General features: G+C 67.6%; 16 protein-coding genes and 1 tRNA gene. 11 read left to right on the forward strand and 6 right to left on the reverse strand.

The genetic code is table 11. The features are described from left to right. From hrpA to BSE24067_RS30190, 5 genes are all read left to right on the forward strand, one after another. The coding region (hrpA, locus tag BSE24067_RS30170) for an ATP-dependent RNA helicase HrpA (RefSeq protein WP_254600366.1) at nucleotides 1–3,974 on the forward strand (3,974 nt) is incomplete at its 5' end. 155 nt (nucleotides 3,975–4,129) lie between these two features. Next, nucleotides 4,130–5,119 carry a YVTN family beta-propeller repeat protein gene (locus BSE24067_RS30175; RefSeq protein WP_151066893.1) on the forward strand — a complete coding sequence of 330 codons (990 nt, stop codon included), beginning with the start codon at nucleotides 4,130–4,132 and terminating at the stop codon, nucleotides 5,117–5,119. A gap of 16 nt (nucleotides 5,120–5,135) precedes the next feature. Continuing rightward, nucleotides 5,136–6,110: a sterol desaturase family protein gene (locus BSE24067_RS30180; RefSeq protein ID WP_151066892.1), complete on the forward strand. Its 975-nt coding sequence runs from the start codon at nucleotides 5,136–5,138 to the stop codon at nucleotides 6,108–6,110. 113 nt (nucleotides 6,111–6,223) lie between these two features. After that, nucleotides 6,224–7,051 carry an EI24 domain-containing protein gene (locus BSE24067_RS30185; RefSeq protein ID WP_151066890.1) on the forward strand — a complete coding sequence of 276 codons (828 nt, stop codon included), beginning with the start codon at nucleotides 6,224–6,226 and terminating at the stop codon, nucleotides 7,049–7,051. Then, the gene (locus BSE24067_RS30190; RefSeq protein WP_151066888.1) at nucleotides 7,048–7,863 is read left to right on the forward strand and encodes a competence/damage-inducible protein A; all 816 of its coding nucleotides are present in this window, start codon (nucleotides 7,048–7,050) and stop codon (nucleotides 7,861–7,863) included. Before BSE24067_RS30185 ends, BSE24067_RS30190 begins: the two co-directional genes overlap by 4 nt. Before the next feature lie 138 nt (nucleotides 7,864–8,001). Here the strand turns inward: BSE24067_RS30190 and BSE24067_RS30195 are convergent, their stop codons facing one another. Beyond that, nucleotides 8,002–8,466, reverse strand: coding sequence for a rhodanese-like domain-containing protein (locus BSE24067_RS30195; protein WP_151066886.1), 465 nt, complete (start codon nucleotides 8,464–8,466; stop codon nucleotides 8,002–8,004). A 402-nt stretch (nucleotides 8,467–8,868) separates the two neighbouring features. Between BSE24067_RS30195 and glnA the strand changes: the two genes are divergently transcribed. The 4 genes from glnA to BSE24067_RS30215 all read left to right on the forward strand — a co-directional run bounded on the left by glnA (nucleotide 8,869) and on the right by BSE24067_RS30215 (nucleotide 15,363). Then, entirely contained in the window at nucleotides 8,869–10,284 is a 1,416-nt protein-coding gene (glnA, locus tag BSE24067_RS30200) for a type I glutamate--ammonia ligase (protein ID WP_151066884.1), read from the forward strand. A gap of 162 nt (nucleotides 10,285–10,446) precedes the next feature. Beyond that, complete coding sequence (glnL, locus tag BSE24067_RS30205; RefSeq protein WP_170297530.1) at nucleotides 10,447–11,589, forward strand: nitrogen regulation protein NR(II); 1,143 nt, start codon at nucleotides 10,447–10,449, stop codon at nucleotides 11,587–11,589. A gap of 46 nt (nucleotides 11,590–11,635) precedes the next feature. After that, nucleotides 11,636–13,165, forward strand: coding sequence for a nitrogen regulation protein NR(I) (gene ntrC / locus BSE24067_RS30210; RefSeq protein WP_151066882.1), 1,530 nt, complete (start codon nucleotides 11,636–11,638; stop codon nucleotides 13,163–13,165). A gap of 80 nt (nucleotides 13,166–13,245) precedes the next feature. Beyond that, nucleotides 13,246–15,363, forward strand: coding sequence for a prolyl oligopeptidase family serine peptidase (locus BSE24067_RS30215; RefSeq protein WP_151066880.1), 2,118 nt, complete (start codon nucleotides 13,246–13,248; stop codon nucleotides 15,361–15,363). A gap of 33 nt (nucleotides 15,364–15,396) precedes the next feature. On the opposite strand, the gene xth is transcribed toward BSE24067_RS30215, so the two are convergent. Continuing rightward, complete coding sequence (gene xth / locus BSE24067_RS30220; protein WP_208455055.1) at nucleotides 15,397–16,173, reverse strand: exodeoxyribonuclease III; 777 nt, start codon at nucleotides 16,171–16,173, stop codon at nucleotides 15,397–15,399. Nucleotides 16,174–16,355: 182 nt separating this feature from the next. Here xth and BSE24067_RS30225 point away from each other — a divergent pair. Beyond that, nucleotides 16,356–16,432: transfer RNA gene (locus BSE24067_RS30225), tRNA-Met, on the forward strand. A 62-nt stretch (nucleotides 16,433–16,494) separates the two neighbouring features. Here BSE24067_RS30225 and BSE24067_RS32690 read toward each other — a convergent pair. Together BSE24067_RS32690 and BSE24067_RS30235 are read right to left on the reverse strand one after the other, a co-directional pair. Continuing rightward, the gene (locus BSE24067_RS32690) at nucleotides 16,495–16,728 is read right to left on the reverse strand and encodes a hypothetical protein (protein ID WP_244130517.1); all 234 of its coding nucleotides are present in this window, start codon (nucleotides 16,726–16,728) and stop codon (nucleotides 16,495–16,497) included. Nucleotides 16,729–17,210: 482 nt separating this feature from the next. Further along, entirely contained in the window at nucleotides 17,211–17,903 is a 693-nt protein-coding gene (locus BSE24067_RS30235; protein ID WP_151066877.1) for an aspartate/glutamate racemase family protein, read from the reverse strand. 195 nt (nucleotides 17,904–18,098) lie between these two features. Between BSE24067_RS30235 and dinB the strand changes: the two genes are divergently transcribed. Then, nucleotides 18,099–19,337 (forward strand): DNA polymerase IV, encoded by a 1,239-nt coding sequence (gene dinB, locus BSE24067_RS30240; RefSeq protein ID WP_151066895.1) that lies wholly within the window; start codon nucleotides 18,099–18,101, stop codon nucleotides 19,335–19,337. Between the two features lie 58 nt (nucleotides 19,338–19,395). On the opposite strand, the gene BSE24067_RS30245 is transcribed toward dinB, so the two are convergent. Continuing rightward, nucleotides 19,396–21,483, reverse strand: coding sequence for a M3 family metallopeptidase (locus tag BSE24067_RS30245; protein WP_151066875.1), 2,088 nt, complete (start codon nucleotides 21,481–21,483; stop codon nucleotides 19,396–19,398). 296 nt (nucleotides 21,484–21,779) lie between these two features. After that, complete coding sequence (folD, locus tag BSE24067_RS30250) at nucleotides 21,780–22,637, reverse strand: bifunctional methylenetetrahydrofolate dehydrogenase/methenyltetrahydrofolate cyclohydrolase FolD (protein ID WP_059546129.1); 858 nt, start codon at nucleotides 22,635–22,637, stop codon at nucleotides 21,780–21,782. Between the last annotated feature and the right edge of the window lie 162 nt (nucleotides 22,638–22,799).

A 22,799-nucleotide genomic window follows, 5' to 3' on the forward strand; every position in this document is an offset into this window, starting at 1 on the left:
CGCGGCGCGAGCGTCCGGCGCGCGCGACCGTCGCGCCGAACCCCGTCCCGCCGATCACGTACCCCGAAAGCCTGCCGGTGTCCGGCAAGCGTGACGAGATCGCCCGCGCGATCGCCGCTCACCAGGTCGTGATCGTTTGCGGCGAAACGGGTTCGGGCAAGACCACGCAGTTGCCGAAGATCTGTCTCGATCTCGGCCGCGGCCTCGGCGCCGGCGGCACGGGCCTGATCGGCCATACGCAGCCGCGGCGGCTCGCCGCGTCGTCGACCGGCCGGCGCATCGCCGAGGAGCTCGGCACGCCGTTCGGCGAAGTGGTCGGCTACAAGGTGCGCTTCACCGACAATCTCGCGCCGGGCGCGTCCGTGAAGCTGATGACGGACGGCATCCTGCTCGCCGAGACGCAGACCGATCCGCTGCTGAAGGCGTACGACACGCTGATCATCGACGAGGCGCACGAGCGCAGCCTGAACATCGACTTCCTGCTCGGCTACCTGAAGGAGATTCTGCCGAGGCGGCCGGACCTGAAGCTGATCGTCACGTCCGCGACGATCGACGCCGACCGCTTCGCGCGCCATTTCGGCACCGACGAACGTCCGGCGCCCGTCATCGAGGTGAGCGGGCGGCTGTATCCGGTCGAGATGCGCTACCGCCCGGTCGCCGAGGATCGTCCGGCGGTGAAGAACGCCGAAGGCACGGGCGGCCGCGACCGCGTGAAGACCGCGCGCGAGGCCGAACGCGACCTGATGGATGCGATCGTCGACGCGGTCGACGAGCTGTGCCGCGAAGGCCCCGGCGACGTGCTGGTGTTCCTGCCGGGCGAGCGCGAGATCCGCGAGGCGGCCGAGGCGCTGCGCAAGCACCATCCGCCGCACACCGAGATCCTGCCGCTGTTCGCGCGGCTGTCGGCGGCCGATCAGGACAAGGTATTCAAGGCGTCGAACGCGCGTCGCATCGTGCTCGCGACCAACGTGGCCGAAACGTCGCTGACGGTGCCGGGCATCCGCTACGTCGTCGACACCGGCCTTGCCCGGGTGAAGCGCTATTCGTACCGGAACAAGGTCGAGCAGCTGCAGGTCGAGTCGATCTCGCAGGCCGCCGCGAACCAGCGTGCGGGCCGCTGCGGCCGCGTCGCCGACGGCGTGTGCATCCGCTTGTACGACGAAAGCGACTACCAGGCGCGTGCGCGCTTCACCGATCCGGAAATCCTGCGCTCGTCGCTCGCGTCGGTGATCCTGCGGATGAAGTCGCTGCACCTGACCGCGATCGAATCGTTCCCGTTCCTCGAGCCGCCGCCCGGCCGCGCGATCGCGGACGGCTATCAGCTGCTCAACGAGCTCGGCGCGGTCGACGACGACAACGCGCTGACGCCGCTCGGCCGCGAGCTCGCGCGGCTGCCGCTCGACCCGCGCGTCGGCCGGATGATTCTCGCCGCGCGCGACCAGCAGTCGCTGCGCGAGGTGCTGATCATCGCAAGCGCGCTATCCGTGCAGGACCCGCGCGATCGCCCGATCGACGCACAGGAGCAGGCCGATCAGGCGCACCGCCGGTTTGCGGACGAACGTTCCGAATTCCTGCAGTGGCTGAAGATCTGGTCATGGTTCGAAGAAGCCGTCGCGCACAAGAAGTCGAATCGCCAGCTGATCGACGCGTGCCGGCAGAACTTCCTGTCGCACTTGCGGCTGCGCGAATGGCGCGACGTCCATTCGCAACTGCTGACGGTCGTGCGCGAGCACGGCTGGCGGCTCAACGAAGTCGAGGCCACGTACGAGCAGATTCATCTGGCCCTGTTGACCGGCCTGCTCGGCAACATCGGCATGAAAGCGGACGACGATCCGCACTACCTCGGCGCACGCGGGATCAAGTTCTACCTGTGGCCGGGCTCCGTGCTCGCGAAGAAGGCCGGCCGCTGGGTGATGGCGGCCGAGCTCGTCGAGACGAGCCGGCTGTACGCGCGCTGCCTCGCGAAGATCGAGCCGGAGTGGGTCGAGAAGATCGGCGCGCATCTGCTGAAGAAATCGCTGTCGGAGCCGCATTGGGAGAAGCGTCCCGCGCAGGTCAGCGCGTTCGAGCGCGCGACGCTGTACGGGCTGCCGATCTACAACCGGCGCCGTGTCGCATTCGGCAAGCAGGATCCGGCGCGCGCGCGCGAACTGTTCATCCGCGGCGCGCTGGTCGAAGGCGAGTTCGACACGAAGCTGCCGTTCTTCGCGCACAACCGCAAGCTGCTCGCCGACATCGAGCAGCTCGAGCACAAGTCGCGCCGGCAGGACGTTCTGGTCGACGACGAGCTGATCTACGCGTACTACGACCACGCGATTCCGGACGGCATCCACACGGGCGCCGCGTTCGAACGCTGGTATCGCGACGAGGTGAAGAAGGGCGGCCAGCCCGAGGACAAGGCTCGGCTGCTGTACCTGTCGCGCGACGACCTGATGCGCCACGAGGCGGCCGGCGTGACGACGGAGCTGTTCCCGAAGCGCGCGACGATGGCCGGCGTCGAGATGGCGCTCACGTACCATTTCGAGCCCGGCACGCCGCGCGACGGCGTGACGCTCGCGGTGCCGCTGTTCGCGCTGAACCAGGTCGACGCGCGGCGCTGCGAATGGCTCGTGCCGGGGATGCTGAAGGAGAAGGTGCAACTGCTGCTGAAGTCGCTGCCGCAGAAGCTGCGCCGCCATTGCGTGCCGCTGCCCGAGTACGCGGCCGGCTTCGTCGAGCGCACGGGCCGCGAGCGCTTCGGCGCGGGCGGCCTCGTCGACGCGTTGATCGCCGACGTGCGCGGCGAGACGCAGGTCGCGATGAAGACGGCCGATTTCAAGCTCGAGACGCTGCCCGCGCACTTGTTCATGAACTTCAAGGTGATCGACGAGCACGGCCGCCAGCTCGCGATGGGGCGCAATCTCGCGCAGCTGCGCCAGGAGCTCGGCGCGCAGGCACAGCAGCAGTTCCAGAAGATCGCGGCGGCGTCGACGATCGCGCCCGGCGGCGAAACGGACGCAAAAGCGGGAGCGGCCGATGTGCCGGCGCCGGCTGCGGTGGCGGGTGCGCCGGCGAAGGGCGGCAAGGCGGGCAAGGGCGCGGCCCCGCACACGGGCGCCGCGGCGGAACCCGGTGCGACCGCGCTGTACGAAAACCTGACGACGTGGAACTTCGGCAAGCTCCCGGAGCTGCTGGAAATCCGCCGGCGTGGCCAGACGCTGTACGGCTATCCGGCGCTCGTCGATCGCGGCACGCACTGCGACGTCGAGGTGTTCGACTCGCCGGAGGAAGCCGCGCGGATTCATCGCGCCGGCTTGCGCCGGTTGTTCGCGCTGCAACTGAAGGAGCCGATCAAGTTTCTGGAGAAGAACCTGCCGGGGCTGCGCGAAATGGCGATGCAGTACATGTCGCTCGGCACGCAGGACGAGTTGCGCGACCAGCTGATCGACACGGCGCTCGACCGCGCATGCCTGCAGGACCCGCTGCCCGACGACGACGCAAGCTTCCACGCGCGCCGCGACGAGGGCCGCAGCCGCCTGAACCTGCTCGCGCAGGAGATCGCGCGGCTCGTCGGCCAGATCCTCGCGGAATACGCGGGGCTCGTGAAGAAGCTCGCGCAGGCGAAGCCGTTCGCGCACGCGCATGCGGACCTGCAGCAGCAACTGGCCGCGCTGGTCGGCAAGCGCTTCGTGATCGACACGCCTTACGCGCAGCTTGCACATTTCCCGCGCTACCTGAAGGGCATCGCGCTGAGGATCGACAAGCTGAAGGCCGACCCGGCGCGCGACGCGAAGCAGTCCGCCGAACTGCTGCCGCTCGTCCAGCAATACCAGCGCGCGGTGTCGCAGCGCGGCGGCGTCGCGGACCCGCGCCTCGCGGAATTCCGCTGGCTGCTCGAGGAATTGCGGATTTCGCTGTTCGCGCAGGAACTGCGCACGCCGATGCCGGTCTCTGTCAAGCGTCTGCACAAGGTCTGGGAGTCGATGCAGCGCTAGGTTGGCGGTCGTCCCGGCCCGCGGCGGCGCAGGGCTCTGGCCCCCGCCGCCCGGCCGCCGCGGCGTGCGGCGAAGTGGCGCAACACCGGCCTGGGTCAACCGGAGGGGCCCGCCGAACGTTCTACAATGACTGCTGTTCCACGACGTGAGTCTTCATGCGCACTTTCCTTTCCTTCGGCCGCACGCTTGCGCTGGCCGCCGCCGTGCTGGCGCCCGCCGCACACGCGAACAACGTGATCGTCCTCAACTCGGCCGAAGCGACGCTTTCCCTGATCGACCAGCAGTCCCGCGAGGTCGTTTCCACGATGCCGACCGGCAAGGAACCGCACCACCTGATGGCGACGCCCGACAATTCGTCGCTGATCGTCGCGAATTCGGTCTCGAACAGCCTGATGTTCCTCGACCCGAAGACGGGCAAGCTGCAGCGCACCCTCGAAGGGATCGACGATCCGTACCAGCTCGGCTTCTCGCCCGACCGCAAGTGGTTCGCGGCAGCCGGGCTGCGGCTCGACCGCGTGGACCTCTACAGCTACGACGGGCATGACCTGCACCTCGCGAAGCGCGTGCCGCTCGCGGTGATGCCGAGCCACCTCGCGTTCACGAAGGACAGCAAGACACTGCTCGTGTCGCTGCAGGTGTCCGGCGAGATCGCGGCGATCGATCTGCCGACGCAGACGGTCAAGTGGAAGATGAAGGTCGGCAAGGTGCCGGCGGGCCTGTGGCTCACGCCGGACGACAAGTTCCTGCTCGTCGGGATGACCGGCGCGGATTACGTCGCGGTGGTCGACTGGCGCAACCAGAAGGTCGTCAAGCAGATCTACACGGGCAAGGGCGCGCACAACTTCCGCTCGCTCGCCGACGGCACGCACGTCGCGGTCACGAACCGGGTCGCGAACACGATCAGCATCATCGACGAGAACACACTCACCAACGTCGGCGACATCACCGGCCTGCTGCCGGGCCCCGACGACATGGAGCTGTCCGCCGACAAGAAGACGCTGTGGGTGACGTTCCGCTTCGCGAAGAAGGTCGGTATCATCGACCTCGCATCGCGCAAGCTGGTGCAGACGATCGCCGTCGGCCGCTCGCCGCACGGGATCTACTTCTACGACCGCGCGCCGTGGAAGGCTGCGAACGGCGCGTGACGGGCGGAGGCGGATGATGCTGCACCTGATCGATGCGTTCGTGTCGGACATCCAGACCTGGCTGTACGTCGACGTCGTGCAGCCGCTCCTCTTCAAGTTCAACCTGATGGACTATGACGAGGACACCTACGACGCGCTGTACTGGGTGATCATCGGCGCGCTGCAGATGGTGCTGATGTTCGCGCTGCTGCGCCCGCTCGAGGCGCTCGCGCCGGTCGAGCGGTGGAAGAACCGCCGCGCGGTGCGGGTCGACGTGATCTATACGGCGATCTCGAAGCTCGGCATCTACACGCTGTTCTTCTTCTTCGCGCTGCAGCCGGTGTTCGACCGCTTCCAGGCGTGGCTGCGCCTGCACGGCGTGTCGAACTTCAACCTCGACTATCTGTGGCCGGGCGTGACGTCGCAGCCGATCGTCGCGTTCGCGATCTACCTCGTCGTGCTCGATTTCGCCGGCTACTGGTATCACCGCTGGCAGCACAAGTTCGGCGTCTGGTGGGAGCTGCACGCGGTGCATCACAGCCAGCGCCAGATGTCGCTGTGGTGCGACGACCGCAATCACCTGCTCGACGACCTGATCCAGTCGTGCTTCTTCGCGGCGATCGCGCTCGTGATCGGCGTGACGCCGTCGCAGTTCGTCGTGCTGACCGCACTCACCAACTTCCTGCAGAGCATCCAGCATACGAATGCGCGGCTGTCGTACGGCCGGCTCGGCGAGCGCCTGCTCGTGAGCCCGACCTTCCACCGGCGCCACCATGCGGTCGGCTACGGCCACGAAGGCACCAAGTACGGCTGCAACTTCGGCGTGCTGTTCCCGTGGTGGGACATGATGTTCGGCACCGCGTCGTGGAACCGCACGGTCGAGCCGACCGGCATCCGCGAGCAGGTCGAAGGCGTGTCCTACGGCGACGGCTTCTGGGCGCAGCACGGCCTCGCGTTCGTGCGGATCTTCCGGCGCCTCGTGCCGGCGAAGCGCGGCGCGGCGTCGGCCTGACGCCGTCTTACGTTCCCGTTGAACGGCTTTCCGACACGGCCCGCCTGCGCTTTGGCGCACGCGGGCCGTGTGGTTTATCCTTTCCCCGTTTTTCTTCGTCGATACAGGTTCGCATGAACGATTTGCTGCGCTCCTTCGCCCGGGCGTTCGCCAGCGCGCTGCACCCGCGCATGCTGTGGCTCACGCTGATGCCGTTCGTCGTGTCGGCGCTGCTGTGGGGCGTCGTGCTGTGGTTCTCGTGGCAGACGCTGATCGACGTCGCGCGCGGCGCGCTCGACGGGTTCGTGCTGACCGCCGCGCTGTATCGCGCATTCGACGCGATCGGGATGTCGCAGTTGCATGCGGTCGTCGCGCCGTTCGTCGTCGTGTCGCTCGCGATTCCGCTGATCGTGCTGACCGTGCTGCTGCTGATCGCGACGATCTCGATGCCGGTCGTGATCAAGCATCTGTCGAACCGTCAGTTCGCCGCGCTCGAGGCGAAGCGGGGCGGCACGTTCTTCGGCAGCGTGTTCAATTCGCTCGGCGCGGCGATCGTCGGCGTCGTGCTGCTCGTCGTCACGATCCCGCTGTGGCTGATCCCGCCCTTCTTCGCGCTGCTGCCGCCGGTGATCTGGGGCTGGCTCACGTACCGCGTGATGACCTACGACGCGCTCGCGCAGCACGCGAGCCGCGACGAGCGCCGCGCGCTCGTGCGGCAGCATCGCTGGCCGCTGATCGCGATCGGGATCGCGACCGGGCTGCTCGGCACCGTGCCGACCTTCGTGTGGGTATCGTCGGTCTGGATGATGGTGCTGTTTCCGTTCGTGGCAGCGGCGATGATCTGGGTTTACGCTTTCATCCTCGTTTTCTCGGCGCTGTGGTTCGGGCACTATTGCCTGCGCGCGCTCGACGACCTGCGCGCGAGCTCGCGCGCCACCGCAATCGACATGGGGCAGGCATGAGCATCGGCATCATCATCATCGGCGACGAAATCCTTTCGGGCCGCCGGCAGGACAAGCATCTGGCGAAGGTCATCGAGCTGCTCGGCGCGCGCGGCCTCGCGCTCGACTGGGCCGAATACGTCCGCGACGATCCGGCGCGCATCACCGTGACGCTCGCGCGCGCGATCGCGTCCGGCGACATCGTGTTTTCCACCGGCGGCATCGGCGCGACGCCGGACGACCACACGCGCCAGTGCGCGGCCGCTGCGCTCGGCGTGCCGCTCCAGCTGCATCCGGAAGCGAAGGCGCTGATTGCGGAGCGCATCCGCGAGATGCACGCCGATCCGGCCACGCCGGTCGACTTCGAGTCGCCGGAAAACCAGCACCGCTTCAACATGGGCGTGTTTCCCGCGGGCGCGACCATCATCCCGAACGGCTACAACCGGATTCCGGGCTTCTCGGTCGGCGATCTCCATTTCGTGCCGGGCTTCCCGGTGATGGCGTGGCCGATGATCGAATGGGTGCTGGACACGAAGTACCGGCATCTGCACCACGCGACGCCGCACGCGGAGCGCTCGCTGTACGTGTTCGAGCTGCCCGAATCGACGCTCACGCCGCTGATGGAGAAGATCGAGCGCGATTTTCCGGGCGTGCGCGTGTTCAGCCTGCCGAGCGTCGGCGACGCCGAGCGCGGCGGCATCTACGCGCGCCGGCATATCGACCTCGGCGTGAAGGGCGAGCCGGAGGCCGTCGCGGCCGCGTTCGTGAAGCTGCGCGAAGGCGTGCATCTGCTCGGCGGCGACGTCGTCGAACCGGACACGCGACGCGCGTGAGCGTCGCGCGCATCGTTCGCCGATGCGGGCCGCAGCAGGCCGCACAACGACCACGGGCCGCGCAATGCGGCCCGTCATCGGGATGTCATCGCCCGGCTCGACGATGTAGCAAGCGGGCGTGACCGAGCGGACGCGCCGTCAGGCGCCGATCCACGGCAGTTTCCGGAAGCACCAGCCGTCGACCGTTTTCCGGTGGCCTTCGGCGTCCTTGCCGCCTTCGAAGCCTTCGAGCAGATCGAACGCCTTCGTGAAGCCGGCCTGCGCCGATGCGACCGCGGCGAGCTTCGAGCGGGCCGCGCTGCGGCACAGGAACAGGATCGGCGTATCGGTGGGCACGGCCGCCTTCAGTTCGTTGATGAATTCGGCATTCGGCACGCCGCCCGGGTAACGCGTCCATTCGATGTGCAGATACTGGCCGTCGCCGACGAGCGGGCGGCCGATCCAGTCGAGCTCGGCGCGCGTGCGCACGTCGACGAGGCGTGCCGACGGGTCGAGCTGCAGCAGCTCGAATGCCTCTACCGGCAGCAGCGCGCCGGCATAGTCGAGTGCGCCTTGGGCGCGGCGTTCTTCGGCCTTCGCGTAAAGCTGGTCGAGCGTACTCATGGCAGGAGGTCTCCGTATCGGTCAAACGAACATTCTAGCGCGGCGCCGCGCGGATGCCCGCGTGCCCGGACGGGCGCGCACCGCGCACGCGTTCACCAAAAGCGTGCAGAATGTCCGGAATGCACCACAATGGAACGGCCGACGCGGCGCATTGGCGTAACTGCACCATATCGGTGCCCGCGGGCAGCCACCGATGCGGTGCGCGGCCCCGGAATCGCGCAGCGAAGCCCCGCTGCGGCGCGGGCCGACGCGATTCGCGTCGGTTTTGCGATGGTTGGCACGGAAGCTGCTATATAGAATTCGGTCGACCCGGGGCGCGCTGCGCCAAAGCCAGACTCCGGGCAGCTCGAGAAACGAGGCGGTTCCCAGTCCGCCGGAATTGTTCAATCAGGAGAAGAGGTTATGAGTAAAACCGTCGCCGACGTCATGCAGCTCGTGAAGGACGAGGACGTCAAGTTCGTCGATTTCCGCTTCACGGATACGCGCGGCAAGGAACAGCACGTGTCGGTGCCGGTTTCGGCGTTTGACGAAGACAAGTTCGAGAACGGCCATGCATTCGACGGTTCGTCGATCGCCGGCTGGAAGGGCATCGAGGCGTCGGACATGCTGCTCATGCCGGATCCGAACGCGGCGTTCGTCGACCCGTTCTACGAAGAGTCGACGCTGGTGCTGACCTGCGACGTGGTCGAGCCGGCCGACGGCAAGGGCTACGAGCGCGACCCGCGTTCGCTCGCGAAGCGCGGCGAAGCGTACCTGAAGAGCACGGGCCTGGGCGACACCGCCTACTTCGGTCCGGAGCCGGAATTCTTCATTTTCGACTCGGTCCAGTGGAACACGGACATGTCGGGCTGCTTCGTGAAGATCAATTCGGAAGAAGCGCCGTGGTCGGCAGGCAAGGAATTCGAAGGCGGCAACACCGGCCACCGTCCGGGCACGAAGGGCGGCTACTTCCCGGTCGCACCGGTCGACACGTTCCAGGACATGCGTTCGGAAATGTGCCTGCTGCTCGAACAGCTCGGCATCCCGGTCGAAGTGCACCACCACGAAGTGGCGGGCCAGGGCCAGAACGAAATCGGCACGAAGTTCTCGACGCTCGTGCAACGCGCGGACTGGACGCAATGGTCGAAGTACATCATCCATAACGTCGCGCACTCGTACGGCAAGACGGCGACGTTCATGCCGAAGCCGGTCGTCGGCGACAACGGTTCGGGCATGCACGTTCACCAGTCGATCTGGAAGGACGGCCAGAACCTGTTCGCGGGCAACGGCTACGCCGGCCTGTCGGAATTCGCGCTGTTCTACATCGGCGGCATCATCAAGCACGCTCGCGCGCTGAACGCGATCACGAACCCGACGACGAACTCGTACAAGCGTCTGGTCCCGCACTTCGAGGCACCGGTGAAGCTCGCGTACTCGGCACGCAACCGTTCCGCGTCGATCCGCATCCCGCACGTGTCGAACCCGAAGGGCCGCCGTATCGAAACGCGCTTCCCGGACCCGATGGCGAACCCGTACCTGTGCTTCACCGCGCTGATGATGGCCGGTCTCGACGGCGTGCAGAACAAGATCCATCCGGGCGAAGCAGCGGACAAGAACCTGTACGACCTGCCGCCGGAAGAGGATGCGAAGATCCCGACCGTCTGCGCAGGCCTCGACCAGGCGCTGGAAGCGCTCGACAAGGATCGCGAGTTCCTGACGCGCGGTGGCGTGTTCACCGACGGCATGATCGACGCGTACCTCGCGCTGAAGGAGCAGGAGCTGGCGAAGTTCCGCATGACGACGCATCCGATCGAGTTCGAGATGTACTACTCGCTGTAATCGGCGATGGCGCTTTCATCCAGCGCCGTCATGCCGGTTCGTTCCCGTCGCGCGGCTTGCGGCGGGAACTGCGGAGTCTGAAAGGGGACGGCGCCCAGCCGTCCCTTTTTTGTTCCGAAAATTTTCCATTTTCCGGCCCGGTGAGGCGCGACGACACGCACGATGGCTCTGAAGAATCTGATCAAGGCGAAAACGGGGCAGCCCGAGCGACTGACGGACGACGAGCGGCTCGCACGCTCGGGCCTGCTTGCGGGGCTGGAAGCACTGCCGACCGTCGTGCTCGTGCTCGACCGCAAGACGCTCAGGATCGCGTTCGCGAACCCGTCCGCGGAGGCAATGCTCGACATTTCGCGCCGGCAGCTCGCGCAACGGCCGTGGGGCGAGATTTTCCCGAACGCGAACGAACTCGCGTCGACGATCACCGCGATCGGCCAGGAGCGCTTTCACGCGACGCATCTCGACACCGTGCTCGACCGGCCCGGCCGCGAGGCGCTGCACGTGCACGCGATCGTCGGCTTCCTCGAGACGGCCCCCGATTTCGTGCTGGTCGAACTGTTCGAGAACGAGCGGCAGTCCCGCACCGATCGCGAGGAGCGCATCCACGACCTGACCGCGGTCAACAAACAACTGATCCGCAACCTCGCGCACGAGATCAAGAACCCGCTCGGCGGCATTCGCGGCGCAGCCCAGCTGCTCGAATTCGAACTGAGCGAGCGCGAACGCGGCGAGTTGCGCGAATACACGCAGGTGATCATCAAGGAGTCCGACCGCCTGCAGACGCTCGTCGACCGGCTGCTGGAGCCGCACCGGCATCCGCACATCGTCGGCGACGTGAACATTCATGAAGTGTGCGAACGCGTGCGCGCGGTGATGCTCGCGGAATTTCCGCGCGGCCTCACGATCGAGCGCGACTACGACGTCAGCGTGCCGGACCTGCGCGGCGACAAGGAGCAACTGATCCAGGCGCTGCTGAACATCGTGCGCAATGCCGCGCAGGCGCTGCGCGAACGGATCGCGCAGGGCGACGCGAAGATCGAATTGCGCACGCGCGTCGCGCGCAAGGTGACGATCGCGAAGCGCCTGTACAAGCTGGCACTGGACTTGCACATCGTCGACAACGGCCCCGGCATTCCGGAGGAAATCCGCGACCGGATCTTCTATCCGCTCGTGTCCGGGCGCGACGACGGCAGCGGCCTCGGTCTCACGCTCGCGCAGACGTTCGTGCAGCAGCACGACGGGATGATCGAGGTCGAGAGCCGGCCTGGACGTACCGAATTTCAGATCCTGCTGCCGCTCGACCATTGAGCGGCGGCATGACGATTCACCGGATTCACCAATATCTGACCGACCTATGAAGCCGATCTGGATAGTAGACGACGACCAATCGATCCGCTGGGTGCTCGAAAAGGCGCTCGCCCGCGACAGCTTCGCGACCAAGAGCTTCGCGAACGTGCGCGACGCGCTGGCCGCGCTCGACCACGAGACGCCGCAGGTGCTCGTGTCCGACATCCGGATGCCGGGCGGCTCCGGCCTCGAGCTGCTGCAGGCGATGCACGAGCGGCTGCCGGGGTTGCCCGTCATCATCATGACGGCGTTCTCCGATCTCGACAGCGCCGTCGCGGCGTTCCAGGGCGGCGCGTTCGAATATCTCGCGAAGCCGTTCGACGTCGACAAGGCCGTCGAGCTGATCCGCCGCGCGGTCGAGGAAAGCCTGCGCGGCGGCGCGCCGCAGGACGAGCGCGTGGCCGAAGCGCCCGAGATGCTCGGCCAGGCGCCTGCGATGCAGGACATGTTCCGTGCGATCGGCCGGCTGTCGCACTCGGCCGCAACCGTGCTGATCACGGGCGAGTCGGGCACCGGCAAGGAGCTGGTCGCGCGCGCGCTGCATCGTCACAGCCCGCGCGCGAACGGCCCGTTCATCGCGCTGAATACCGCGGCGATTCCGAAGGACCTGCTCGAATCCGAACTGTTCGGCCACGAGCGCGGCGCGTTCACCGGCGCGCAGACGGCGCGCCAGGGCCGCTTCGAGCAGGCCGAGAACGGCACGCTGTTCCTCGACGAAATCGGCGACATGCCGTTCGATCTGCAGACGCGCCTGTTGCGCGTGCTGTCGGACGGGCAGTTCTATCGGGTCGGCGGCCACAATCCGCTGCGCGCGAACGTGCGCGTGATCGCCGCGACGCACCAGAATCTCGAGGCGCGCGTGCGGCAGGGGCTGTTCCGCGAGGATCTTTACCACCGTCTCAACGTGATCCGGCTGCGGCTGCCGCCGCTGCGCGAGCGCAGCGAGGACATCGCGCTGCTCACGCGCCACTTCCTGCAGAAGAGCGCGCGCGATCTCGGCGTCGAGCCGAAGCGCGTGTCCGACGAGGCGCTCGCGTACCTGACGTCGCTGCCGTTTCCCGGCAACGTGCGGCAGCTCGAGAACCTCGCGAACTGGCTGACCGTGATGGCGCCCGCGCAGACGGTCGAGATCAAGGATCTCCCGCCCGATCTCGTGCCGACCGGCGCGCCGGTGACGGCGCCGGCCGATGGCGCGGATGCAGGCGGCGCGGTGAACGGCAGCGGCGGCGCAGGCGACGCGATGCGCGTGCAGCCGGCGGCCGGGTCGGCGCCGCTGACGTCGTCGGTCGCGGCCGCGCCGAACGGTGCGCCGGCCGGCTATCCGATGTGGGAAAACGGACTGCGCACCGAAGTCGCGCGGCTGCTGCGCGAGAATTCCGCCGACGTGATGGACGAACTCGCGCGCCGCTTCGAGGCGGCCGTGATCCGCGAGGCGCTCGACTTCACGCGCGGCCGCAAGGTCGAGGCGGCGGAGCGGCTCGGCATCGGCCGCAACACCATTACGCGCAAGATCCAGGAACTGCACCTGGAGCCGTAAGCCACTATCGCGGCATGCGCGTGCATCGCGCATGCCGCGATCGGACATAATCGCGGTTTGCCGTCACGCGCACTTCCGTCATGTCCGATTCCTTCCGCTGGCCCGCCGCGGCCGATCCGTTCCGCTTCCTCGAATCGCTCGACAGCAAGCGCGCCCGCGCGTGGGTCGACGCGCAGAACGCGCGTACGCGTGCGGCGCTGCGCGACGACGATGCGTATCGCGCGCTCGCCGCGCGGCTCGCGCACGCGTACCTGCCGCGCGAGCGTCCGGTGATTCCGACCCGCTGGCGCGACTGGGCGTACGACCTGTGGCAGGACGATCTCCATCCGAAGGGGCTGTGGCGCCGCGCACGCTGGAACGACTGGCGGGCCGGCCGGCCCGAGTGGGAAACGCTGCTCGACGTCGACGCGCTCGGTGCGCAGGAACGCGAATCGTGGGTCTTCGAGCAGGACGCGATCCTGTATCCGGACGGCGACCGTGCGTTGCTGTCGCTGTCGCCGGGCGGCGCCGACGCCGTCGTCGTGCGCGAATTCGATCTGGTGGAGCGCCGCTTCGTCGACGGCGGGTTCACGATCGACGAACCCGGGCATCACACGATTGGCTGGATCGATCGCGATACCGTGTATGTGAGCTGGGATCGCGGCGAAGCGCATGCGACCGCGGCCGGCTATCCGTACGACGCGCGCCGCTGGGTGCGTGGGACGCCGCTCGCCGACGCGCCGGTCGTGTTTCGCGGCGAACCCGACGACATCAGCGCGGGCGCGTGGTTCGATCCGATCGACGGCCGCCACGTCGCGTGGCGCAGCGTCGATTTCTTCGATGCGCACGCGTACTGGCTGAACGAAGCGGGCGAGTGGGTGCGCTACGACGTGCCGACGCACGTCGAGGTCGGCTTCTGGGAAGGGTGGCTCGTGCTCGAGCCGCGACTCGACTGGGACTGCGGCGGCGTGCGTCACGCCGGTGGTTCGCTGCTCGCGATCCGCGAGCAGGCGTTCCTCGCCGGGTCGCGCGCGTTCACGACGCTGTTCGAGCCGCGGCCTTCGACGTCCGCGTGCACGTGGACGCACACGCGCACGATGCTGATCGCGAGCTGGCTCGACGACGTGCACAACCGCACGATGCTGTGGCAGCCGCGCCGGGCCGAAGATGGCGCATGGACGTGGGACGCGCGGCCGTTCGAGTGGCCGGGCGATGCGCAGATCGACGTCGAGCCGGTCGAGTCGACGCTGAACGACGACGTCTACGTGGACATCGATACCTATCTCGATCCGCCCGAATGCTGGCTCGCCGATCTGGGCGATCGCGCGGCCGATGCGCCGTCGCGCCGCGTATTGCTCGACCGGCCGCCGGTGCGCTTCGCCGCGGACGGGCTCGTGGTGCGCCGCGCGAATGTGCGCTCGCGCGACGGCACGATCGTGCCGTACACGCTGATCGGGCCGCGCGATGCGCTCGACGAGGCGGATCAGCCCGGCGGCACGCGCCGCGTCGCGCGGCCATGCCTGCTGTCGGGCTACGGCGGCTTCGCGATTCCGAACCTGCCGGGCTACAGCGACGCACTCGGCATCGGATGGCTGGAGCGCGGCGGCGTCGCGGCGTTCGCGCACATCCGCGGCGGCGGCGAATACGGGCCGGGCTGGCACGTCGATGCGCAGCGCGAGCATCGGCAGCGCTCGTTCGACGATTTCATCGCGGTGGCCGAGGATCTGATCCGCACCGGCGTGACGACGGCTGCGCAGCTCGGTATCGAAGGCGGCAGCAACGGCGGGCTGCTGGTCGCCGCGTGCATGGTGCAGCGTCCCGAGCTGTTCGGTGCGGTGCTGTGCCGCGTGCCGCTGCTCGACATGCAGCGCTATCCGAAGCTCCATGCGGGAGCCGCGTGGCTCGACGAGTACGGCGATCCGGACGATGCGCGCGAGGGCGCGGCGCTGGCCGCCTATTCGCCGTATCACCGCGTGCGCGAAGGCGTCGTCTATCCGCCGCTGCTGCTGACCACGTCGACGCGCGACGATCGCGTGCATCCCGCGCATGCGCGCAAGATGGCCGCGCGCATGCACGCGCTCGGCCACGAACGGGTGTGGTACTGGGAGAACACCGACGGCGGTCACGGCAGCGCCGACGATCTCGAACGCGCCGAATCGGATGCGGCGGAGTTCGGTTTCCTGTGGGCCCATCTCGGGCCGGCGTCCGCGCGCAGGTGAGCGCGGGCGTGAGCGCGCGTGGGCGGGGCGGGTTTAGCTGACGACCGCGACGACCGGCGTGTGGTCGGACGGCTGCTCCCACGTGCGCGGCACGCGGTCGACCTCGCACGACGTGCACGTGTCGGCGAGCGCTGGCGACAACAGCACGTGGTCGATGCGCAGCCCGGCGTTGCGGCGGAACGCGAACATCCGGTAGTCCCACCACGTGAAGGTCTTCTCGGGCTGCTCGAAGCGGCGGAACGCATCGACGAAGCCGAGCTCGATCAGCTTCGCGAAGTGGGCGCGCTCCTGCGGCGACACGAGATTCTGGCCGACCCATTTCGCCGGGTCGTGCACGTCGCGGTCTTCCGGCGCGATGTTGAAGTCGCCGAGCAACGCGAGCTTCGGATAGCGCTGCATCTCGGCGGCGAGCCACGCTTGCAGTGCGTCGAGCCATTGCATCTTGTAGACGAACTTGTCGGAGTCGAGCGCCTGGCCGTTCGGAAAATACGCGGACACGATGCGCACGCCTTCGACCGTCACGGCGACCAGCCGCTGCTGCGGATCGTCGAAGCCCGGGATGTTGCGCACGACGTCCGATTCGTCGACGGTGAGCGTGTCGCGCGCGAGGATCGCGACGCCGTTGTAGGTCTTCTGACCCGTGAACCAGCTGCGGTAGCCGATGGCCTCGAGATCGGCGCGCGGATACTTCTCGTCCGGCAGCTTCAGCTCCTGCAGGCACAGCACGTCGGCGCGGCTTTGCGCGAGCCAGTCGAGCACGTGCTGCTTGCGGACGTTGAGCGAGTTGACGTTCCAGGTGGCGATTTTCATGAACGGGAGTGCGTGCGGGGTGGATGCGAAGGCCGCCATCTTACCGCGAGCACGGGGCGCGAACGCGTGCGACGCGCGATGCGAAGCAGGCGCGATGCATCGGGTGTCGCGCGGACGCTCGAAGAAATTGTGACAAAGGTATTGACGTGAGTGCTCCCTCACCCTATAATTTATTTCTCTGACGCGGGGTGGAGCAGTCTGGCAGCTCGTCGGGCTCATAACCCGAAGGTCGTAGGTTCAAATCCTACCCCCGCAACCAAGCACACCAGACGATGTGCAGCGCAACTGACCGATGCGCGCTTCGTCGACAAGAACCCGGCTTCATGCCGGGTTTTTTGTTTTCCGCGCCCGCGGGTTATTTCGTTTCGGCGTGCCGGGGCTCCCCGGCAGGAAGCCGTTCTCGACCAGATAGGTCGCCGTGTTGACCAGCGTGGCCCGCGCGTTCGGCGCGCCCGACAGCACCGCGCACTTGTCCTTGTCCGTATTCAGCTGGATCGATCGCTCGGTCGTCGGGTAGCCGACATCCTTTAGATAGAAATGCGGCAGCGACGTCATGTAGCGCGCATCCGGCATACATGGCCGCTGTATCGGGTCCTTTGCAGCGTTGAACGGAAAGTACTCGTCGAACAGATAAGCGGAACTCGACAGGCCGCCTCAGTCGGCCGGCACGGCAATGCTGCCGGTCGGCGTCGTCGCGCCGGTGGCGACGTCGGTGATGAAGCCGTCGACGGTCGAGCGCCCGTCGCCGCGATTGGCCTGCTTCACGGTCACCTGCAATCGATAGGCGTGGCCGGTTTTCCACGGGTAGCCGATCGAGCGCGACGTTCCGGAACCGCCGTCGGCGCCGTGCCGCTGCCGAACGCGCGGAAGATCACCATGTTGCTGCTTTGCGTGCGCGGCTGGATGCCGGTGTAGATCGTATGTCCGCCATGTTGCGACGACAACTGATTGGCCCAGTAGAGAGTGAATCCCGCCGCACGAAACAATGCGGCGATGCGATCAGGCCGCGATTGTCGATCCGCGACGGCGCGCGTCGTTCAGCGCGCAGCCCACTCGACGGCCGCCTTCGCGTGCAGCGCGGTCGTATCGAATACCGGCAGCGGCGAGTCGTCCGCGCCGATCAGCAGCGTGATTTCCGTGCAGCCGAGGATCACGGCCTGCGCACCGCGCGTCGCCAGTTCGTCGATGATTGACCCATACGTCGCACGCGACTCCGCCGAGATGACGCCGTGGCAAAGCTCGTCGTAGATGATCCGGTGCACGTCGTCGCGCCCGCGTTCGTCCGGCACGAGCACGTCGAGGCCGAACTTCTCGCGCAGCCGCTCCGCATAGAACGGCAGCTCCATCGTGTAGCGCGTGCCGAGCAGCGCGACGCGCTCGACCCCCGCGCCGCGCAGCGCGGCGCCGGTCGGATCGGCGATGTGCAGGAACGGCAGCGACACCGCCGCCTCGATCGCACCGCACACGCGGTGCATCGTGTTGGTCGTCAGGACCACGAGATCGGCGCCGGCCGCTTCGAGTCGACGTGCGGCATCCGCCATCCGTTCGCCCAGCGCGACCCAGTCGTGCGCACGCTGCAGCGCTTCGATCTCCGCGAAATCCACCGTGACGAGCACGCTCTTCGCGTTGTGATGGCCGCCATGCAGCGCCTTGGAATGGCGATTGATCATCCGGTAGTACTCGGCCGACGATTCCCAGCTCATCCCGCCGATCAGTCCGATCGTCTTCATCCGTCACCCTTGCGTTTCGTATGTCGTGACGGACGAGTATAGGTGCCGGCCCGTGCGCGCGGCGGTACGATCCGCGCGAAGCCGGCCGGTACGGCGCTGCCGTGAGCACGTGGCCGGAACGGCTCGGCGGGCGGCGGCGTGGCGGTGTCCGGCGATGGCAGCATGGCCGAGTACGCGGCAGTTGAAACGGCCACTGTGTTTTTGTACAGTATCGGCACCGTGAGCCCGACCACCATCCCGCCTGCCGATTCGCACGCGCCGCCGCCCGGCGACGCGCCGCCGCGCGTGCGCAAGATCATCCATTGCGACTGCGACTGCTTTTACGCGTCGGTGGAGATGCGCGACGACCCGTCGCTGCGCAACCGGCCGCTCGCGGTTGGCGGCCGGCCCGACCAGCGCGGCGTGATCGCGACCTGCAACTACGAGGCACGGCGCTATGGCGTGCATTCGGCGATGTCGTCGGCGCTGGCGATGCGCAAGTGTCCGGACCTGCTGATCCTGCCGTCCGCGATGGACAAGTACCGCGCGGCGTCGCGGCAGATCATGGCGATCTATCGCGACTACACGCACGACGTCGAGCCGCTGTCGCTCGATGAGGCCTACCTCGACGTCACCGGTTCGCAACTATGCCAGGGCAGTGCGACGCTGATTGCGCGCGAGATCCGCCAGCGCGTGTACGACACGGTCGGCGTGACGGTGTCGGCCGGCGTCGCGCCGAACAAGTTCATCGCGAAGATCGCGTCCGACTGGAACAAGCCCGACGGCCTGTTCGTCGTGCGCCCGCACGAAGTCGACGCGTTCGTCGCGGCGCTGCCGGTGCGCAAGCTGCACGGCGTCGGCAAGGTGACGGCCACGCGGCTCGACCGGCTCGGGATCCAGACCTGCGCGCAGTTGCGCGACTGGTCGCTGATCGACCTGCATCGCGAGTTCGGCGCGTTCGGCCGGCGGCTTTACCAGCTCGCGCGCGGGATCGACGAGCGGCCGGTGCAGGCCGATCAGGAGCGCAAGTCGGTCAGCGTCGAGACGACCTACGTGACCGATCTGACGACGCTCGAACAATGCGCGGACGAGATTCGCCGCCTCGTCGTGCAGCTCGATGCGCGGATCGCGCGCGCGGGTGCGGCTCGGTCGATCCGCAAGCTGTACGTGAAGATCCGCTTCGCCGATTTCCAGCGCACGACGGTCGAATGCGTGGCCGACGCGACGAATGCGCAGACGGCCGTCACGCTGCTCGCGAAGGGGCTGCAGCGGCGCGCGCAGGCGGTGCGGCTGCTTGGCGTCGGCGTGCGCATCGACGAGGATACCGCCGAGCGTCACGGGCAGTTCTCGCTGTTCGACGACGAAGCCGATCACGTGGACGTTTCCGGGCACGCGGGCGGCACGAACGAGCGAGGCAGTGCGGCCGAAGCCGGCGACGAAACGCCGGCGCCATGAAAAAGGCACCGCCGAAGCGGTGCCTGCCGATGCAAGCCGGACGAACCGGGCCGCGCGCTCAATGCGCGGGCGAGGCCATCCCGTTGTGGCGCAGCAGCGCGTCGATGTTCGGCTCGCGGCCGCGGAACGCCTTGAACGAATCCATCGCCGGGCGGCTGCCGCCGACTTCTAGGATCTCGCGGCGATAGCGCGTGCCGGTCGCCGCGTCGAGCACGCTGCCGCTGGCAGCGGCCGCTTCCTCGAACGCCGCGTACGCGTCGGCCGACAGCACCTCGGCCCACTTGTAGCTGTAGTAGCCGGCCGCATAGCCGCCCGCGAAGATGTGGCTGAACGTGTTCGGCCAGCGCGAGAACGCGGCTTGCGGGATCACGTGATAGCGTTCGTTGATCTCGCGCGCGAACGCGTTCACGCCGGTCGCGCCGGCCGGATCGAAGTCGACGTGCAGCAGCATGTCGAACATCGAGAACACGATCTGGCGCAGCGTGCCGAGCCCGCTCTGGAAGTTCTTCGCGGCGATCATCTTGTCGAACAGCTCGCGCGGCAGCGACGCACCCGTATCGACGTGCGACGACATCGACGACAGCACGTCCCATTCCCAGCAGAAGTTCTCCATGAACTGCGACGGCAGCTCGACCGCATCCCATTCGACGCCGTTGATGCCCGACACGCCGAGCTCGTCGACGCGCGTGAGCATGTGATGCAGCCCGTGGCCGAATTCATGGAACAGCGTGATGACTTCATCGTGCGTGAAGCACGCCGGCTTGCCGCCGACCGGCGCCGAGAAGTTGCACGTCAGGTACGCGACCGGCGTCTGCACGGTGCCGCCGCGCTTCGCGCGCGCACGCGCGTCATCCATCCACGCGCCGCCGCGCTTGCCTTCGCGGGCATACAGATCGAGATAGAACTGCGCGACGAGCGAGCCGTCGCGGTTCTCGACGCGGAAAAAGCGCACGTCCTTGTGCCACACGGGCGCGTCGTCCGGCCTGATCCGCACGCCGAACAGCGTTTCGGTGACGGTGAACAGGCCCTTCAGCACGGCCGGTTCCGGGAAATACTGCTTGACCTCGTTTTCCGAGAACGCGTAGCGCTGCTGGCGCAGCCGCTCGGCCGCGAACGCGACGTCCCACGGTGCGAGCTCGGCGAGCCCGAGTTCCTTTCCAGCGAACGCGCGCAGTTCGTCCCAATCCTTCTCCGCATGCGGGCGCGCGCGCGTCGCGAGATCCTCGAGGAACGCGATCACCTGCTGCGGCGATTCGGCCATCTTCGGCGCGAGCGACACTTCGGCGAAGTTGCGGTAGCCGAGCATCTGCGCCTCTTCGCGGCGCAGCTTCAGCTCATCCGCAACGATCGCCGTGTTGTCCCACTCGGCTTTGCCGCCGCCGTACTGCGGCCCGAGTTCCGATGCGCGCGTCGCATACGCGCGGTACAGCGTCTCGCGCATCTTGCGGTTCTCCGCGTACTGCAGCACCGGGAAATAGGACGGGAAGTGCAGCGTGAATTTCCAGCCTTCTTTGCCGTCCTTCTGCGCGGCCTCGCGCGCCGCTTCGATCGCGTCGCCCGGCAGGCCGGCGAGTTCCGCTTCGTCGTGCGCGAAATACGCGTACGCGTTGGTCGCGTCGAGCACGTGGTCGGAGAACGCCTTCGACAGCGCGGCCTGCTGCTCCTGCAGTTCCGCGAAGCGCGGCTTCTGGTCTTCGGGCAGCTCGGCGCCGGACAGCCGGAAATCGCGCAGCGCGTTGTCGAGGATCTTCTTGCGCTCGGCGGACAGCGTCGCGTATTCGGCGCTCGCGGCGATCGCCTTGTACTTCTCGTACAGCGCGAGGTTCTGGCCGACGCTCGACCAGAATTCGGTCACGCGCGGCAGGTTCTCGCCGTATGCGGCGCGCAGCTCCGGCGTATCGGCGACCGCGTTCAGATGGCCGACGACGCCCCATGCGCGCCCGAGCGGCTCCGTTGCCTGCTCGACCGTCTCGACGATCGCGGCCCAGGTCGCCGGCGTCGCGGGCGCGCTCGCCGTCTCGACCGCGCGGTTGGCGGCATCGAGCAGCGTATCGAGCGCGGGCGTCACGTGTTCCGGACGAATCTCGCCGAAGCGGGGCAGGCCGGAAAAATCGAGGAGCGGATTGGTATTGGCGCTGGCGGACATTAAGACTCCCTGTCTGTTGCCGGATGAACCGGGGTGAAAAGGGTGGGGCGCGATGCAGCGACGCCCGATACCGACATTATTGGGGCGCATCGTGCGCTTTCCAATCGTTAGTTTCTAACGGCGCGATTGGACGCGCCCGGCGTGGGGTCGGATACGGGTGGAATGCGGCGCGGGGAGTGATGGTATGACAGCGTTGCGACGCGGCCGCGATAACGTGCGATAACGGCCGGCGGGGCGCCGGCGCACGAACGTGCGCCGGCTCGATGGGTCGGGTGCCTGCGTGCCGCTTGGCTCGCTCAGGCTCCCGCGGCGGCGCGCTCGGCCGCTTCGATCGTGTTGATCAGCAGCATCGTGATCGTCATCGGGCCGACGCCGCCCGGCACCGGCGTGATGTGGCCGGCCACTTCCTTCACACCCGCGAAGTCGACGTCGCCGCACAGCTTGCCCGCGTCGTCGCGGTTCATCCCGACGTCGATCACCGTCGCGCCGGGCTTGACCATGTCGGCCGTCAGGATGTTCCGCTTGCCGACCGCTGCGACCACGATGTCGGCCTGGCGCGTGTGCGCGGCGAGGTCGCGTGTCTTGCTGTGGCAGATCGTCACGGTCGCGCCGGCTTCGAGCAGCAGCATCGCCATCGGCTTGCCGACGATGTTCGAGCGGCCGATCACGACCGCGTTCGCGCCCTGCAGCGGAATGTCGTGCGCTTCGAACATCTTCATCACGCCGTACGGCGTGCACGGGCGGAACAGCGGTTTGCCCGTCATCAGCGCGCCGGCGTTCGCGACGTGGAAGCCGTCGACGTCCTTCTCCGGTGCGATCGCCTCGATCACCTTGTGGCTGTCGATGTGCGCGGGCAGCGGCAACTGGACCAGGATGCCGTGGATTTTCGGGTCGCGGTTGAGTTCGTCGATGCGCGCGAGCAGGTCGGCTTCCGACAGCGTGTCCGGGTACGCGTCCTTCTGCGAGAAGAAGCCGTTGTCCTCGCACGCCTTGATCTTGTTGCGCACGTAGACTTCGCTCGCCGGGTTCGCGCCGACGAGAATCACCGCGAGACCGGGCTGGTGGCCGCGTGCGGTCAGGGCGGCGGCGCGTTCGGCGGCCTGCGCGCGCAAGGTCTTCGAGAGGGCGTTGCCGTCGATGAGGAGGGCTGTCATGGTGGTGGTCCTGCCGGGAAGTTGGAATGCGGGCGTGCGGCGCACGAAACGCCGCAGCAAAGCACGCAATTATACCGGTCGCCTGCCGTCGTCCGACAGCGAATACAAGGAAAGCGTCATGGACGCGGTGCCGGCGCTCCGGGAGAGAAGCGCCGGGCTGGG

The organism is Burkholderia latens (genome assembly GCF_902499045.1).
Classification (GTDB): Bacteria; Pseudomonadota; Gammaproteobacteria; order Burkholderiales; family Burkholderiaceae; genus Burkholderia; species Burkholderia latens.